At 71.8% G+C, this 15,504-nt stretch carries 14 protein-coding genes and 2 pseudogenes; 7 read left to right on the top strand and 9 right to left on the bottom strand.

From position 1 onward, the window contains the following. The first annotated feature begins 154 nt into the window (after positions 1–154). Positions 155–1,735, top strand: coding sequence for a TROVE domain-containing protein (locus ACFP1Z_RS22110; protein ID WP_390318630.1), 1,581 nt, complete (start codon positions 155–157; stop codon positions 1,733–1,735). A gap of 18 nt (positions 1,736–1,753) precedes the next feature. Here ACFP1Z_RS22110 and ACFP1Z_RS22105 read toward each other — a convergent pair. Next, positions 1,754–3,263: pseudogene (locus ACFP1Z_RS22105) on the bottom strand (MFS transporter). 193 nt (positions 3,264–3,456) lie between these two features. On the opposite strand from ACFP1Z_RS22105, the gene ACFP1Z_RS22100 reads away from it, so the two are divergent. Beyond that, on the top strand, positions 3,457–4,290 hold the full coding sequence (locus ACFP1Z_RS22100; RefSeq protein WP_390318868.1) for a helix-turn-helix transcriptional regulator: 834 nt from the start codon (positions 3,457–3,459) through the stop codon (positions 4,288–4,290). A gap of 94 nt (positions 4,291–4,384) precedes the next feature. Here ACFP1Z_RS22100 and ACFP1Z_RS22095 read toward each other — a convergent pair whose 3' ends face one another. Then, positions 4,385–4,531 carry a transposase gene (locus ACFP1Z_RS22095; RefSeq protein ID WP_390318628.1) on the bottom strand — a complete coding sequence of 49 codons (147 nt, stop codon included), beginning with the start codon at positions 4,529–4,531 and terminating at the stop codon, positions 4,385–4,387. Positions 4,532–4,679: 148 nt separating this feature from the next. On the opposite strand from ACFP1Z_RS22095, the gene ACFP1Z_RS22090 reads away from it, so the two are divergent. Genes ACFP1Z_RS22090 through ACFP1Z_RS22080 form a run of 3 tightly spaced genes read left to right on the top strand, consistent with a single transcriptional unit; the run spans position 4,680 to position 6,255 of the window. After that, positions 4,680–5,060, top strand: a complete 381-nt coding sequence (locus ACFP1Z_RS22090; protein WP_390318627.1) for a hypothetical protein — start codon at positions 4,680–4,682, stop codon at positions 5,058–5,060. Continuing rightward, on the top strand, positions 5,057–5,962 hold the full coding sequence (locus ACFP1Z_RS22085; protein WP_390318626.1) for a serine aminopeptidase domain-containing protein: 906 nt from the start codon (positions 5,057–5,059) through the stop codon (positions 5,960–5,962). Before ACFP1Z_RS22090 ends, ACFP1Z_RS22085 begins: the two co-directional genes overlap by 4 nt. Further along, positions 5,848–6,255, top strand: coding sequence for a fumarylacetoacetate hydrolase family protein (locus ACFP1Z_RS22080; RefSeq protein WP_390318866.1), 408 nt, complete (start codon positions 5,848–5,850; stop codon positions 6,253–6,255). Before ACFP1Z_RS22085 ends, ACFP1Z_RS22080 begins: the two co-directional genes overlap by 115 nt. A 24-nt stretch (positions 6,256–6,279) precedes the next feature. On the opposite strand, the pseudogene ACFP1Z_RS22075 reads toward ACFP1Z_RS22080, so the two are convergent. The 5 genes and pseudogenes from ACFP1Z_RS22075 to cseB all read right to left on the bottom strand — a co-directional run. Next, positions 6,280–6,501 (bottom strand): annotated as a pseudogene (locus ACFP1Z_RS22075) (GNAT family N-acetyltransferase); the annotation flags it as partial. A 251-nt stretch (positions 6,502–6,752) separates the two neighbouring features. Next, on the bottom strand, positions 6,753–9,317 hold the full coding sequence (locus ACFP1Z_RS22070) for an ABC transporter permease (protein ID WP_390318624.1): 2,565 nt from the start codon (positions 9,315–9,317) through the stop codon (positions 6,753–6,755). Between the two features lie 48 nt (positions 9,318–9,365). Next, a complete protein-coding gene (locus ACFP1Z_RS22065; protein WP_390318864.1) occupies positions 9,366–10,136 on the bottom strand; it encodes an ABC transporter ATP-binding protein in 771 nt (256 codons plus the stop codon). A 177-nt stretch (positions 10,137–10,313) separates the two neighbouring features. Continuing rightward, positions 10,314–11,573: a sensor histidine kinase gene (locus ACFP1Z_RS22060; protein ID WP_390318622.1), complete on the bottom strand. Its 1,260-nt coding sequence runs from the start codon at positions 11,571–11,573 to the stop codon at positions 10,314–10,316. Between the two features lie 5 nt (positions 11,574–11,578). Next, positions 11,579–12,319: a two-component system response regulator CseB gene (cseB, locus tag ACFP1Z_RS22055; RefSeq protein ID WP_390318621.1), complete on the bottom strand. Its 741-nt coding sequence runs from the start codon at positions 12,317–12,319 to the stop codon at positions 11,579–11,581. 486 nt (positions 12,320–12,805) lie between these two features. Here cseB and ACFP1Z_RS22050 point away from each other — a divergent pair, with 486 nt between their 5' ends. Next, positions 12,806–14,110: a phosphatase PAP2 family protein gene (locus tag ACFP1Z_RS22050; protein ID WP_390318862.1), complete on the top strand. Its 1,305-nt coding sequence runs from the start codon at positions 12,806–12,808 to the stop codon at positions 14,108–14,110. Between the two features lie 229 nt (positions 14,111–14,339). Further along, on the top strand, positions 14,340–14,732 hold the full coding sequence (locus tag ACFP1Z_RS22045; protein ID WP_390318619.1) for a hypothetical protein: 393 nt from the start codon (positions 14,340–14,342) through the stop codon (positions 14,730–14,732). A gap of 23 nt (positions 14,733–14,755) precedes the next feature. Here ACFP1Z_RS22045 and ACFP1Z_RS22040 read toward each other — a convergent pair whose 3' ends face one another. Both ACFP1Z_RS22040 and ACFP1Z_RS22035 read right to left on the bottom strand, forming a co-directional pair. After that, positions 14,756–15,121 carry a hypothetical protein gene (locus ACFP1Z_RS22040; RefSeq protein WP_390318617.1) on the bottom strand — a complete coding sequence of 122 codons (366 nt, stop codon included), beginning with the start codon at positions 15,119–15,121 and terminating at the stop codon, positions 14,756–14,758. Between the two features lie 102 nt (positions 15,122–15,223). Continuing rightward, positions 15,224–15,400, bottom strand: coding sequence for a hypothetical protein (locus tag ACFP1Z_RS22035; protein WP_390318615.1), 177 nt, complete (start codon positions 15,398–15,400; stop codon positions 15,224–15,226). Between the last annotated feature and the right edge of the window lie 104 nt (positions 15,401–15,504).

The raw sequence follows: 15,504 nt of genomic DNA, 5'->3' as shown, positions 1-15,504 counted from the left end.
TTCGTCAGACGGCAGGTCGCGGGTCCGAGTCCCGCCCCGGTTTCGGGCCGGTGTAGCTCAGTTGCGCAGAGCAGCCGTAAAGGTACCGTCGCCGGGTTTCCGATCTCGGGCGCCGCTGCCGTGCTTCCCCCCGTGGATGTGGGGGGGAATTCACATGGCACGCTTCACCGTCCGCACACCCGCGGCGGCCCGTCCCGTCTCGCCCGTGACGAGCACCGGCCGCACCAGTACCCACCTCGGCGGCGAGGGGCACCTGCGGGACGACCGCTCCGAGCTGTTCCTGCTCGCGGTCGCCAACTTCGTCTCCCAGCAGACCTTTCACGAGAGCGGCAGCGGCCGGGACGACCGGTTCGCCGCGCTCGTGCGCAAGCTCGCCGTCGAGGACGCCCCCTGGACCGCGGGCCTCCTGCCATGGCTGCGCGCCGACGGACACACGCGCACGGCCTCCCTCGTCGGCGCCGCCGAGTACGTCAAGGCCCGGCTGGACGCCGGTGCCACGGACGGTCCCGCCAACCGGCAGGTCATCGGCTCGGTGCTGCGCCGCGCCGACGAGCCCGGCGAGATACTCGCGTACTGGACCTCCGCCCACGGCCGGAACGTGCCCAAGCCGGTCAAGCGGGGCATCGCCGATGCCGTACGGCGCCTGTACACCGGCCGCAACCTCCTGAAGTACGACACCGCTTCCAAGGGCTACCGCTTCGGCGACGTCCTCAACCTCGTCCACCCCACGCCCGACCCCGACAAGCCCTGGCAGGGCGAGCTGTTCCAGTACGCCCTGGACCGCCGTCACCACCCGGACACGGCCCGGCCGCCCGCCTCGGACCGCACCCTCACCGCGCACCACGCCCTGATGGCCCTGCCCGTTCCGGACCGCCGCGCCCTGGTCACCGGCCCCGGCGGCGCCGAACGGCTCGCCGGGGCGGGCATGACGTGGGAGGCGTTGGCAGGCTGGCTGCAGGGCCCGATGGACGCGGCCGCCTGGGAAGCCGTCATCCCCTCCATGGGCACCATGGCTCTCGTCCGCAACCTGCGCAACTTCGACGAGGCCGGTATCGGCGAGGAGACCGCCCGGCAGGTGGCCGCCCGGATCGCGGACCCGGCAGAGGTCGCCCGGGCCCGGCAGTTCCCCTTCCGCTACCTGGCCGCCTACCGGCACGCTTCCTCGCCGCGCTGGGCCTGTCCGCTGGAGCAGGCTCTGCGCCATTCACTGTCCCATGTGCCTGCCCTGCCCGGCCGGACGCTGATCCTGGTCGACCGCTCCGGCTCCATGCGGTCACCGATGTCCGACCGGTCCCGGCTCAACCGCGCGGACGCCGCTGCCGTCTTCGGTACCGCCGTGGCGATGCGCGCCGCCGACGCCGACCTCGTTCAGTTCGGCACCACCAGCGAGCCCGTGGCCTGCCGCGCGGGCGAGTCCGTCCTCAAGGTCCTGGAGCGCTTCGGGGACCTCGGCGGCACCGACACCACCGAGGCGGTGCGGCGGCACTACCGCGGCCACGACCGGGTCCTGATCGTCACCGACGAACAGGCATCCCCGCACTGCGCGGGCGGCCCCACCGAGCAAGTCCCGGCCCGCGTCCCGGTCTACACCTGGAACCTCGTCGGCCACGGGCCCGGCCACGGCCCGTCGGGCTCCGCCGGCCGGCACACCTTCGGCGGCCTCACCGACGCCGCGTTCCGGATGGTGCCGCTGCTGGAAAGGGGTCAGGACGCCCGCTGGCCCTGGGAGAACTGAGCGCAAAAGTACGGCAGTTCACCGGGCGGTCGGCTGTCCCGCGTCGTCCGGGCGCGCGGAGTCGTCCGTCCCCGCGGACGCGGTGCCGTGACGCCGGCAGGAAGGCTCCTGGCGGGGGACGGCGCCGCGCCGCGAACGGCCGCCGGCGGGCCGCGCGGTGAGCAGGGCGAGCACGACGATGATCACGCCGCACGCCACCACGAGCCAGTAGGCCGGACGCATGGCGTCCGCGTAGCTCGTCCCCGGCCGTCCGAGGGCGCTGGTGAGCGCGGCTCCGAGGACGGCGACCCCCAGGGCCTGCCCGACCTGCCGGCCGGTGGAGACGATCGCCGCCGCCACCCCGGCCCGTTCCTTGGGCATGCCCGACATCGCCGCGTTGGTGACCGGCGTGTTGGCGAGTCCCACGCCCACGCCGAGCAGGATGCAGGAGGGGAAGAGCAGCGCGTCGGAGGTGGCCGCGTCGCCCGCCGCGAAGAGTGCTCCGCCCACCGCGGTGACGGCGCCCGCGAGGACGAGCGGCAGCCGGGGGCCGCGGGCGGCGGTCAGGCGCCCGGACAGGGGCGAGGTGACGATGTTCATCGCCGCCATGGGCAGCAGGAACAAGCCCGCCTCCATCGCGGAGAGACCGCGCGAGCTCTGCAGATAGAGCGTGTTGAGGAAGAGGAACCCGCCGAGGACGAAGAAGGAGCAACCGCCATCACGCTCGCCCCGCTGAACGCGGGACTGCGGAAGACCTCCAGGTCGATCAGCGGTTCGTCACGGCGGCGCTCGTAGAGGGGGAGCAGCAGCAGGGAAACGAGGGCGAGCACGCCGCTGACGAGCGTGCGGGGCGCCGTCCACCCGGAGGAGGGCCCTTCGATGATGGTGTAGACCAGCGCTCCGAGCAGCACGATCATGAGGACCTGGCCGACCGGGTCGAAGCGGCGCGGACGCGGTGCGCGCGACTCCGGGACATGACGCGCCGTCAACCAGATGGCCGCCGCGCCGATCGGCAGGTCGAGCCAGAAGATCGAGCGCCAGCCGGCCTCCTGCACCAGCAGCCCGCCCACGAGCGGGCCGAGCCCCATGCTCACTCCCATCACCGCTCCCCACACACCGATGGCACGGGCCCGCTCGCCGGCTCGGTGAAGGTGTTGGTGATGATGGACATCGCGACCGGATTGAGCATCGATCCGCCCACCGCCTGCAGTGCGCGGAAGGCGATCAGCCAGCCGAGCCCCGGCGCCACGGCGCACAGCAGCGAGTCGAGGGTGAACAACGCGAGCCCCAGCTGGAAGACGCGGCGGCGCCCGAGCCGGTCGGCGGTGGAACCGGAGAGCGTCAACAGGGCCGCCAGGACGATGAGATAGGCGTCGACCGTCCACTGCAGCCCCGACAGCGAGGTGTGCAGATCATGCCGCATCACCGGCAGCGCGACGTTCAGCACGGTGTTGTTGAGGTTGCCGATGAACACGCTCAAGCAGCAGATGCCGAGCACGAGTCGCCCGGCACGGCCGGAGGGTTGAACTGCTGCGGACACGGACGCCAGCCGTCCTTTCGTCAGGGGTGGCACGGACCGTCCTGCCGCGAGGCTGTTCACCCGCGGGCGGGGGGCGACGATCAAGGCGTGGTCCGCCCAGCATGGGGCCGTCGGCCCGGCGGTGGGAGACCCTCCCGAAGGGGGCCCTGTCAGGGCATCCCTTCTCCGACACCGCAGTTGGATACTGGTCCTCGTGGGCACCATGGAACTTGCCGAGATTCTGCGGTCGCGACGGACTCGTGTCACCCCTCGGGAAGCGGGGCTGTCGGTGATCGCGGGGCGGCGGCGCACGACGGGGCTGCGGCGTGAAGAGGTGGCGACGCTCGCCGGGGTCAGCATCGAGTACTACCGGCGCCTGGAGCAGGGGAAGCAGAACCGGCCGGGGCTCGCGGTGCTGCGGAGGACAGCGGAAGTGCTGCGCCTGGACGAGGACGAGCGGCAGCACCTGTACACGCTGGGCCGGGCCGCGTCGGCGAGTCCGGACGACTCCGGCACCGCACGCCCGTCCGCGGCGGTGCGCACCGAGGTCCTGCGCATGCTGGACATCATGCGGCCGTATCCGGCCTGTGTGCTCGGCCGTGCCGGGGATCTGCTGGCCGCCAACCCCGCGGGGCTCCGGCTGTTCCCGGGGATCGAGGACATGCCCGAGGGCAGGCGCAACACCGCCCGTTACACCTTCCTGGATCCGGCGGCCCGTGAGCTGTACCGCAACTGGGAGGACGTCGCCACCGGCGTCGTGGCCCATCTGCGGGCGACCGCCGACGCCCACCCGGGGGCCGCCGACGTCATGGAGGTCGTGGACGAACTGTCCGAGCACAGCGCGGAGTTCGCCGACCTGTGGCAGCGCTACGACGTCCGGGTCCGCACCAACGGCCGCAAGCTGTACCGTCACCCGGACGTCGGCCGCATGACGCTCACCTACGAGGCGTACGCCGTGGCCCGCAGCGACGGACACCGCCTGATCGTGTATCAGGCCGAGCCGGGGACACCCGACCACGACGCCATGCTCCTGCTCTCGCTGGGGCGGCCGGACTGAAAGTCCCGGAAGACGCATGCTCTGACCCGCAGCATAGGCACGGGTCCGCAGTATTCGGCTCAGGCCACGGGGCGCTGCTGCCGTTCGGTACTGCCTACGACGGTCGGGGTGCCCCGCCGCGGCTTCCGGCGCAGTAGGAGCCGGACCAGAAGTGGCCGTCCCAGAGGTGTCGGCGCACGTGCGCGTCGTACTCCTCGCGGAGCAGGCGGACGTGGTGGTCCTGTTCGGCCGGTCCTGACATCGGGATGGGGATTCCGGCGCGGCGACATGAACCAACTGCAGTATCGTGATCGTCACGAGTGAACCCGGTCTGATGAAGCGGCAGTTCGGGTACCGTGCCCGACTGGCGCTGAGCCCTGCCGAGGTCCGTGCCGTCGATGATCAGGCGCATGCGGCCCGCACCATGTGGAACTGCCTGCAAGACGTACCTGCGCGCCTGGGTGAACTGTTGGGAAGGACGGGCCGAAGAGCCCACCCGCAAGGGCCGCTTCCGCTCGCCGATGTCCGTGGACATCCCGCAGGGCCGGGACCTGAACATCGTCCGCGTCCACCGCCGCTGGGGCATGGTCAACATCCCCAAGGTCGGCCGCGTCCGCTTCCGCTGGACCAAAGACCTCCCGGTCGGCAAGCGGGCGAACAAGGAGAACCGGATCACCGGCGCCCGGCTGGTCAAGGACGCATTGGGCTGGCACATCGCATTCCGCGTCCAGACCCTCGAACGCGCCCCGAGCCGCACCAGGGTCCGGAGGCAGGTATCGACGCCGACGTGAACATCCCCCCTCGCCCTGTCGAACGAGGACCACCAGGACCACGGGCACCCGCCCCGGCCCCCAAGCCCGACCCCGACAACGCAGGAAGGTTCCTGCGCAACGGGGCCAAGGCCAAGGCCGGAACGAACCGCGCCATCGCCCAGGAGGCATGGGGCAGGATCGCGACGATGCTGACGTACAAGACCAGCCGGTACGGCGAACTCGCCCGGCGCAACGTCGCCGTGCACGCCCCGGACCGGCGCGGCTCCGGCGGCAGCCGCGGGCTCTGCGGGCATCTGCCGTCCGCCCGGGCCGTGTTGGACGACTACGCGATGCTCTGGCAGGCCGTACACGGACGCCACCCGCACCTGCCGGTCACCGCACTCGGGCAGAGCTGCGGCGGAAGCGTCCTCGCGGCATTGCTCGCGAGCGGCAGGGCGACCCCCGAACGCGTCGCCTTCTGCGCGCCGGCACTTGGCCGGCAGCGCGCCCGGCACGGCGACCACGGCTTGCGCGGACTGCGCGCGCTCCGCGGGACCCGGCACAGACCCGTCACTGTGAAGGACGAGGACTACACGGGTCGCACGCGCTATCTGACGTTCATGGCCAACGACCATGCGATGGTGCGTCAGGTGACCGACGGTTTCCGCTCCGTGATGGCCGAACTGGAGGAGAACTGCACCTCCCGGGCGCCCGGCACCGGCCAAGGAGCCCCCGACGCCGTGTACTTCGTCCTGGCTCGCCGACGTCGCCACCCGGCCGGCGGAGCACCACGCGCGCGGGGGCAGCCGTGCCCTGCCGGCTTGAGATCACGGCGGCCCGTATCACCACACGCGTCAACGGGGAGATCCGCCAGCAGGGCGACACCTCCCGGCTCAGCCGGAGCACCGCGCGCGTCGTCGCAGAGGTCAGCGCCTCCATGACCCTGCTGCCGGGCGACGTCCTGCTGACAGGCACCCCGCAGGGCAGCGCCGCGCTGCACGAGGGCGACGAGGTCGAAGTGGAGATCGAGGGCCTGGGAACGCTGCGCAACCCCGTCACGTCGTACGGCCGGTCAGGACCCGCTCGTGGTCCGGGCGGCGCGGCGCAGACGGGCGCGGGCGGGGTCCCGCGGGGGGTGGGCGGCCGGGGGAGCGGGCCGCTCGGGGTTGGAGCGTACGAACAGCGTCACGGTGACGCCCTCGCTGAATCCGTTGCGGCGCATCATGGCCGCTGACGCCTCGTTGCCGGCCTCGACGTCGGTGATGATGCGGGACGCGCTGGCCGCGAAGAGGGCGGAGCAGCACCGCTCGACGAGCGTGCTCGCGATGCCCTTGCCCCGGGCCCGCTCGTCGAGGGCGATCCACTCCAGATAGCCCCAGTCCTCGCGTTCGTCGTAGGAGAGCGATCCGAGGACGAAGCCGAGCAGCCCCTCGTCGTCGACGGCGACCCAGCATGCCTCGGGCTGCGCGTCCCAGTGCATGGCGACGCTGGACAGCGACCACGAGGTGTACGGCATCGCGTTCACGTCGTACGCGCGGTAGCCGAGGTTCAGCACGCCTTCCAGATGGGACAACTGCATGGGGACGATATCGACATGATCCATGGATGAATCCTGACATAGAGGATGCGACGGGGCGGCCGGCCGGGTCTTCGGGAACGCGTCGACGCCGCGCCGCCCGTTCCCCGCCCCGGGCGGAGAACGGGCGGAGAACGGGCGGCGCGGGCCGGACGTCACGACTCCGCGACGGCTTCGAGGGGGCTCAGCGCGGCCGCCCGGCGGGCCGGGAGAGCGGCCGCGACCACGCCGACCGCGAGGGACACCAGGCACACGAGCAGCAGCGTCCCCCACGGCAGCGCCAGGGAGTACTGCCCCATCGCGCCGCCCGCCAGCGAGCCGACCGCCCACGCGCCGAACAGCCCGCCCGCCAGACCCAGCAGCGTGCCGAACGCGGCGACGGTCACCGCCTCCAGACGGATCATCCGCCGCACGCCGGCGCGGTCCATGCCGATCGCGCGCAGCACACCGATCTCACGGGTGCGTTCCGCGACCGACATGGCCAGGGTGTTGACGATGCCGAGCGAGGAGATCACGACACCGATGCCGAGCAGCCCGTACATCAGCGTCAGCAGGCTGCTCAGGGCGCCGGCGGCCTCACGCACGAGCGCCTCACGGTCCTGCACCTTCACCAGCGGGCTGTTGCCCACGGCGGTGCGCAGCTTCCCCTCGATGCTCCGCGAGGTCGCGCCGCCGTCGGTACGGACGAGGATCCGCTGGACGGAGCCGGGCTTGAAACTGCTCCGCTGCACCTCACCGCGGTCACCGAGCACGTCCTGGGCGGTGGGGTTGTCCTTGTAGACACCCACGACGGTGTACTGCCTGAAGTCCTGGCCCCAGCCCATGCGGGCGTTGAGCCTGCCGCCCGCGCTCACACCGTGTTCCCGCGCGACGGTGCTGGACACGGCGATCCTGCCCGGCCCAAGGTCCTTCAGGGAGCCGCTGGTGAAGTCGAGCTTCATGGCGGCCTTCACGGCGTCGGGTTCGACACCGGAAATGTGCCGGACACCACCGCCGACGAAGACGGTGGAGTCCGAGACGGCGGCCGCGGTCCGCACCCCGGAGGTGTCGGCGACCCGCCGCACGGCGGCCGGGTCGATGACGGTCGTCGGGGTGCGGGTGCCGATGACGTAGTCGGCGCCGAGACCGTCCGCGGCCTGGCGGTCGAGGGCCTGCCCGGTGGAGTTCCCGATGACGGCGAGCCCGGCGACCAGCGCGGTGCTGACCATCAGGGTGGCGGCGGTGGCCGCGGTGCGCCGCGGGTCGCGCAGCGCGTTCTCCCGCGCGAGCCGGCCGGTGACCCCGAAACGGCCGGTCAGGCGGCCGGTCAGCCGGATCACCTGGGCGGCGAGCAGCGGCGCGAGGACGATCAGGGCGACGACGAGGACGGCACAGCCGAACATCGCGCTCCGCAGGTTCTCCTCCGAGGCGTCCTTCGCCCCCGTGAGCGAGAGCAGCAGGCCGGCGCCGAGAGCGAGCAGGCCGAGCCCCACCACGCCGCGGATCCGGGAACGGGCACCGGAGGGCGGCTGCTCGGCCGAGCGCAGCGCCTCGACGGGCGCGACCTTCGCGGCCCCGCGGGCCGGCAGCCACGCGGCGAGCATGGTGACACCCACGCCCACGCAGAGCGCCGCCACGACGGGGAGCGGGCCGATCACCAGGGGCCCCTTGGGCAGCGGGTCCGCGTCGGTGCCCAGGACGTCGGGCAGTACGGAGGCGATGCCGAGGCCGAGCGGGAACCCGGCCGCCGACGCGGCGAGGCCGAGCAGGAAGGCCTCCAGGAGGACGGAGCGGACCACCTGGCGGCGTTCGGCGCCGATCGCCCGCAGCAGCGCGATCTCACGGGTGCGCCGCTTGACCAGCATCGTGAAGGTGTTGACGACGAGGAACGAGCCGATGAACAGCGAGACCCCGGCGAAGACCAGCGGCATCTTCGTGTAGCCCCGGGTCAGGGTGTCGACGAGAATGCCCTGTTGGGCGGCCTGCGCGGAGCCGGTGGTGGCCTCGGCCCGGTCGGCCGGGAGCACCGCGGTGACCCGGCCGGACAACTGGACCTCGTTGATGCCGGGCTTGGCGGACAGGTCGATCCCGGTGTAGTGGCCGGGGGACGCGAACAGCTTCTGGGCGCTCGCCACGTCGAACAGGGCGAGGGTGCCGCCGGCGGTCACCCGGGTGTCCTCGGTGGTGACGATGCCGACGAGCCGCTTGGTCATGACCGGGCCGTCGGTGGCCAGCGTGACCGTGTCGCCGATGCGGAAGTGGCCCGCGGCGGCGGTACCGCTGTCCACGGCGAGCTCGTCGCCGTTGCTGGGCGCCCGGCCCTTGACCAGCGGGTAGCGGCTGTCCTTGCCGTCCTTGCCCGGCACATAGGCGGTGGCCAGGTTCGCCCACGCCTTGCCGGCCCGCAGCGGAGTGCCGTCCGCCGCGTTCAGGACGGCCGAGCCGTCGGCCGACGGACGCACGGCGGCGACCCCGGGCACATCGGCCAGCTTCCGCGCGAGCGCGTCGTCGAGGACGGAACCGCGCCGGTCCGCGGCGCTCCCCGGCGGGGGGTCCTTCGGGGACACGGTGACCGCGATGTCCGCGAAGTTCTTCGACGCGGCCGCACGGTAGGCCGCGGCGGAGGAGTCCGCGAAGACGAGGGTGCCGCAGACGAACGCGACACCCAGGCAGACCGCGAGGACGGTCATGACCAGACGGGCCTTGTGCGCGAGGACGTTGCGCAGGGCTGTTCTCAGCATGGATGGCTTTCGGGGCGTGGAGGTACGGGGGAGTGCGCGGGGTACGGCTCAGCCGGTCCGGGGGGCGTCGAGTGCGGGGGCCTGGGGGTTCCCCCCAGAAAGACGCGGCATGAGGTCCAGGACCCGGTCCGGGGAGGGACAGGCCATCTCGTCGACCAGGCGGCCGTCGGCCAGGAAGACCACGCGGTCGGCGTAGGAGGCGGCGACGGGGTCGTGGGTCACCATCACCACGCTCTGGCCGAGCTCGCGCACCGACTCGCGCAGGAAACCGAGGACTTCGGCCCCGGCACGGGAGTCGAGGTTGCCGGTGGGCTCGTCGGCGAAGACGATCGCGGGCCGGGGGGCCAGGGCCCGGGCCACGGCGACGCGCTGCTGCTGCCCGCCGGACAGCTGCGCGGGCCGGTGGCCGAGGCGTTCGGAGAGGCCGACCATGGAGATCACGCGGTCCAGCCACTGCGGGTCGGGGCGGCGCCCGGCGATGGTCATCGGCAGCGTGATGTTCTCCAGCGCGGTCAGCGTCGGCAGGAGGTTGAACGCCTGGAAGACGAACCCGATCCGGTCCCGGCGCAGCCGGGTGAGCTGCCGGTCGTCGAGACCGCCCAGTTCGGTGGTGCCGACGCGCACGGAGCCGGAGTCGGCCGAGTCGAGCCCGGCGGCGCAGTGCATCAGGGTGGACTTGCCGGAACCGGAGGGGCCCATGATCGCGGTGAACTCGCCCTCCCGGAAGGAGACGCTGACCCGGTCCAGGGCGACGACACGGGTGTCGCCGCTGCCGTAGACCTTCGACAGATCCGTGGTGGCGGCCGCGACCCCCGTCATCGGGTACGGCGCGTACGGGGCAAGGGGCTCGGCGGTCACAGCGGGACTCCTCTTCGGGTGCGCAACGGTGCACGTCGAAGGGTGTCCGGGGAACGTATCCGGCCCTGGGCTGCCGTGTATCGGCGGCCCAGCCGCTTTGTATCAGCTCTGCAGCCGCTGCCCCGAGGGGCCGGACGGTCAGTCCGGCAGGCGCAGGGTGGCTTCGGCGCCGCCGTCCGGGGCGTTGTCCAGGCGCAGTTCGGCGCCGAGGAGCCGGGCCTGGCCCAGGGCGATGGTCAGGCCGAGGCCGTGGCCGGAGCCGCGCTCCGCCGCGCCCGTGCGGAAGCGGCGCGGGCCGTCGCGCAGCAGGTCCGCGGGGAAGCCGGGGCCGTGGTCGCGCACGACGACGGTACGGTCCCCGACGGTGACCCGCACCGGGCTCTCCCCGTGCCGGTGGGCGTTGACGACGAGGTTGCTGACGATCCGTTCGAGGCGGCGCGGGTCGGTCTCCACCGTCGTGGCCGCTCCGTCCGTGGCGTCGGCGACGGTCACCTCGGTGCCGAAGCCGGTGCGCGCCACGGCCTCGGAGACCACCGCCCCGAGCGGCACCCGGGTGCGGACGGGCTGTTCGGCCCCGGCGTCGAGGCGGGAGATCTCCAGGAGGTCCTCGACCAGGCCGCGCAGATCACGCACCCGGGCCCGCAGCAGATCCTCCGTCTCACCGGGCGGCAGCAGGTCGGCGGCGGCGAGCAGACCGCCGACGGGGGTGCGCAGCTCGTGGGCCACGTCCGCGGTGAACTGCCGCTCGACGCGCAGCCGTTGGCCGAGGCTGTCGGCCATGAGGTCGACGGTGGCGGCGATGTCGGCCACCTCGTCGCGGCCCTTGGTGGGCCCGGTCCGGGTATCGAGGTCCCCGGCGGAGATCCGGCCCGCGGTCTCGGAGACCTGCCGCAGCCGGCGGCCGAGCAGCCCGGCGGCGTAGACCGCCAGGGGAGTGCCCGCCGCGAGCGCGACCAGCGAGGCCACCGTCATGGTCACGTCGAGCCGGCTCAATGTGTGGAGCTCCGTGTTCATGTTGACCTGGACGGCCAGTACCCGGCTGCCCGGTCCGTCCACCCGCTGGGCGGCCCAGAACCTCGGGCCCACGTTCCCCCTCACGCGCCCGTCGTAGGCGGTGTGCCGCTGTCCGTCGGCCGGACTGCGCAGGACGGCGGGCAGTTCGGCCGGATCGATCTCGGCACCCTCGGTGAGAGCGCCGGTGCGCCGGTAGACGTCCATGGCCGAGTACACGCCGTTGAAGGCCCGCGCCTCGGCCCGGGAACGGATCTCCTGCGCGGTCCACGCGTGCACCAGCACGCCCACCACCGCCGCGACCAGGCACGCCGTGGACGCGGCCAGCGCCGCGATCTTCCAGCGCAGGGACACGCGGGCCGGCCGCAGCCGCCGGAACGGGCGCACCGGCCTCAACGCCTGAACTTGTAGCCGAAGCCGCGGACCGTCTCGATCCGCTCCCGGCCCAGCTTCCTGCGCAGCCGCTGCACACACAGGTCCACGACCCGGCTGTCGCCGTCCCAGCCGTACTCCCAGACATTGCGCAGCAGGGTGTGCCGCTCCAGGACGATGCCCGGGTGGGCGGCGAACTCCAGCAGCAGCTTCAGCTCGGTCGGGGTCAGCGCCACCGGGCAGCCGGAGACGGACACCTCCATGCCACCGGTGTCGATGGCCAGGTCCCCGAAGACCAGCACCTCCGCCCCGGACGGTGACGGCCCCTCGCCGGCGGCCCGCTCGGGCCCCGGGGCCGGCGCGTACGTCGCCCGCCGCAGCAGGGAGCGGATCCGCGCCACGAGCACGTAGGTGTCCACCGGCTTGACCACGTAGTCGTCGGCCCCGGCCTCCAGACCGGCGACGACATCGAGTCCGTCGCCGCGGGCGGACATCATCAGCACGGGCACCAGGCTCGTCTCCCGGATGCGGCGGCACAGGCCGATCCCGTCCAGACCGGGCAGCATCACGTCGAGGATCAGCAGGTCGAAGCTCTCCTCGCGGAACAGCTCCAGGCCCGCCAGGCCGTCGGCCGCGGCCTCCAGCTGATAGCCGTAGCGCTCAAGGGCGACGCTGAAGGACCGGCGCATCAGGTCGTCGTCCTCGACCAGCAGTACACGGACGGGCCGCGAAGAGGCCGGAGCAGGGGCGGACGAGGACACGGGCGAATGACTCCTGTTCGGACGGTCGAGCGGCACAGGTCCGTACGTACACGCGCATACGGCGACCCGAAAAGGAACCCTATGGCAAACACCGAGCGTGGCAACCGCGTCACACAACGGACATGCGGTGCACCCCGTGCAGTGCCTTCCTTCCGCGAATAGCCATGTCGCACCGGGTGTACGACTCGGGCGCGGGCCGGGGTCACGGCACGCCGGCTCCCTGCGGAACCTCCTTCGCCGCCGCCCGGCGCACCGTTTTGATGGACAACCAAGCGTTCCTCGATACTCGCCCGATACAAACCCCGGCCAGGGTGTCCCTGGCCGCTCCGATAGCATGTTCGGGCTTGCGATGATCGCCTCGTCGCCCGCCCTGCACCGGAAACATGCCGTCCAGCACGATGAACGACCCTTCAATCAACGTCTAGCAAATCGGCCGAACAATTGATACCTACATCATCGCGGTTGTTCTCGCGAATAAACAGCAGAATAGCGTTCGCCGCACGTCGTCAACCGCGAGCGATATTGTGGGCCACGGCGGGTGTGATAGCCCTCGGATTCCTGGTCGCGCTGGAAATAGCCGCGCGTCACTACGGCCAGCCGGGGCCGATTACCAACCAGGTGAAAGAGGTCGTATTCGCGCCTAAATCGGGGCCGCTGCTGTACGCCAGTATGGCGTTGATGATGGTGGTCCTCACCTGGAGACAGCGGTTCATCGCGGTCGGCGCCGCCGTCGGCATCGACATCGTCTTCTTTCTGGTGCGGTGGGCGGTCGACGCCAAGATGATGTTCGGCAACGGCGCGTTGTGGGTGGTTCTCGCCTGTGCGGTCATCGCCGTCACGCGCCGCACCGGCCGGGAACGTGTCCTGCTGCTGAAGGGCGTCGGACTGGGCCTGCTGCTGGTGGCCGGCCGCAAGACCGGCGACGCCTGGCTGCTCATCACGTCGAAGACCCGCCCGACGGTGCTCGACCAGTACGTGGCCACCGCGGACCACGCGCTGGGCGACCCCTCGTGGCTGGCGGGCCGGATCGTCCAGGCCACCGGTCCGGTCGGCGCCCACGTTCTCGACTACGTCTACATCCAGCTGGCGGTGGCCGCGGTCCTCGTCGCGGTGTACCAGCTGCGCAACGTGGCGACCGAGCGCCGCTTCCCGGGACATCATCTGGTGCGCACCTTCCTGGTGATCGGCCTCCTCGGACCGGGCATCTACATGATCTTCCCGGTGGTCGGACCGATCTTCGCCTACGGCACCGACGGCGGACACTGGGCGGTGGCCGACCTGTGGCCGGACACGCTGGTGCCGCTCACCGCGCCCCAGCACATGCCCTTCGACGAGATCACCCCGCGCAACTGCATGCCCAGCCTGCACACGGCGTGGGCCACCGCGATCTTCATCCATTCCCGCAAGGGCCCGCGCATTCTCCGGTTCGGAGGAGCGTTCTGGCTGGTCGCCACGCTCGGCGCGACGCTGGGATTCGGCTACCACTACGGCACGGACATCATCGCCGGCGTGGTGTTCACCCTCACGATCGAGGCGGCTCTGCGCGCCCTCGACCGCGGCTGGGACCGGGCGGGAGTCCAACTGGTCGCTTACGGCACAGCGGTCTTCACCGCGTTCTTGGTGTCCTACCGCTATCTGCCGGTACAGATGGCCGAATACCCGTGGGTGTTCGGACCCCTTCTCATTCTGGCGACGGCCTCGGTGATCTACGGCTACATCCGGACGACCAAAATGTGGGAACCGAAGGCCGCACCCGTGCGGCAACCGGAACGGCAACCCGAACTGGTGTGACGCCTGTTGCGTCAGGTCGTGGGCCCGGACCCATCACCTCCCGGCGCGGGCGCAGACCCCGCGCCGGGAGGCGACGGGCCCTCCGGCGGGGCCCTGCGGGGCTGCCGGTTGTGTCGTCCGGGTGAATACGGCCCACGAGCGTTTGGCCTCCTGTGGGTTGTCGGGACCCCGGAGGGCAACCGCAGCACGATACGTCCGGGACCAACAAGCCGACCGGGCAAGGAGCGTCGTGAGAAGACTCGTGCAGACGGTGACTTTCGCCGGGGCGTGCGGCCTGGTGCTGTGCGGCACCGGGACCGCGCGGGCGCAGACCAATCCGGGCGAGTCCCTGCTGTCCGCCGTGACGGGCGCCGACCTCGGTACCGTCACCGGGATGGTGTCCTACGTCATCTGTGACAACCGCCTGGCCGACTTCCACTACCAGTCGCCGGTGGCCGGTTCGCCGCACCCTTGCGTCAACGGGCCGGTCGACAGCGGAAACAGCAGCAACAGCAACAACTTCCTCAACCACGGCAACCCGGTGGACAGCGGCAACATCGAGACCGCGGCCGGCTCCACCAACAGCCTCAACACCGCCACCGGCGCGGAGCGCAACAGCAGGAACGACACCAGCCTGCGGTAGGTCCTTCCCGCCGTGCCGCCGGCTCACAGACGGAGGTCGCCGCCCTTGCCGATGCTCTGCTGGTGGTTGGAACTGCCCGACGCGGCACCGGTACCGGAGGAGCCGGAGTTGACGGACCCGCTGTTGTTCGTGGGGCTGCCGCTGTTGCTGGGATTGCCGGTCAGCTTGACGTTCTGCGCGTTGTTGGAGTTGCCGCTGTTCACCGGTCCGTTGACGCAGGTCCGGGCCGCACCCTCGCATCTGAAGCCGGCCTGGAAACTGATGTGGGTGTCGCCGTCGGCGCGGAACGGTCCGTCGCCCCAGGCCATGGCGGGCGGCGCCCCGCCCCCGACCACAAGCAGGCCGAAAAGACCTGCGACCGCCGTCTTCGTGCGACAGGCTCTCTTCACTGTGTGATCCTGACCCTCGCGGTTGGTGAATCCCCCCGCCTCCCTACCCGGAGCGCCCTGATCGGCCAAGCCGGAACAGCGTCCGATCCTCCACGTTCACCCTCACCGACCACCGCATTCACCGTGACGGCCCTCTCCACGGCCGCTCCCCGGCAGGCCGAAGGCCGCGAACACCTTCAGGACCCGCTGTACGGCGGCGTCGGAGCCGTCCGAGCGATGGACGACCGCGACCGCGGTCTCCAGACAGGGGGAGTAGCCGCGCAGGGGGCGGCAGGCCACCCCGGGAATCCCCGAGCGCACCTGCTCAGGGGCGAGCGCCAGGCACAGACCGGCGGCGACAGGCGGCGGCCGCCGCCCTGGCCGACCCGGGCACCGCCGGGTTC

Origin of the sequence: Streptomyces gamaensis (assembly GCF_042656465.1) — a bacterium.
Classification (GTDB): Bacteria; Actinomycetota; Actinomycetes; order Streptomycetales; family Streptomycetaceae; genus Streptomyces; species Streptomyces gamaensis.
Note: the sequence above shows the minus strand (reverse complement) of the source record. Positions and strands in the feature narration are given on the sequence as shown.

Bases quoted from the DNA above. Each gene is read 5' to 3' on its own strand.
- ACFP1Z_RS22110 (WP_390318630.1), top strand. From the start codon at position 155: ATGGCACGCTTCACCGTCCGCACACCCGCGGCGGCCCGTCCCGTCTCG.
- ACFP1Z_RS22100 (WP_390318868.1), top strand. From the start codon at position 3,457: ATGGAACTTGCCGAGATTCTGCGGTCGCGACGGACTCGTGTCACCCCT.
- ACFP1Z_RS22095 (WP_390318628.1), bottom strand. From the start codon at position 4,531: ATGTCAGGACCGGCCGAACAGGACCACCACGTCCGCCTGCTCCGCGAG.
- ACFP1Z_RS22090 (WP_390318627.1), top strand. From the start codon at position 4,680: ATGCGGCCCGCACCATGTGGAACTGCCTGCAAGACGTACCTGCGCGCC.
- ACFP1Z_RS22070 (WP_390318624.1), bottom strand. From the start codon at position 9,317: ATGCTGAGAACAGCCCTGCGCAACGTCCTCGCGCACAAGGCCCGTCTG.
- ACFP1Z_RS22065 (WP_390318864.1), bottom strand. From the start codon at position 10,136: ATGACGGGGGTCGCGGCCGCCACCACGGATCTGTCGAAGGTCTACGGC.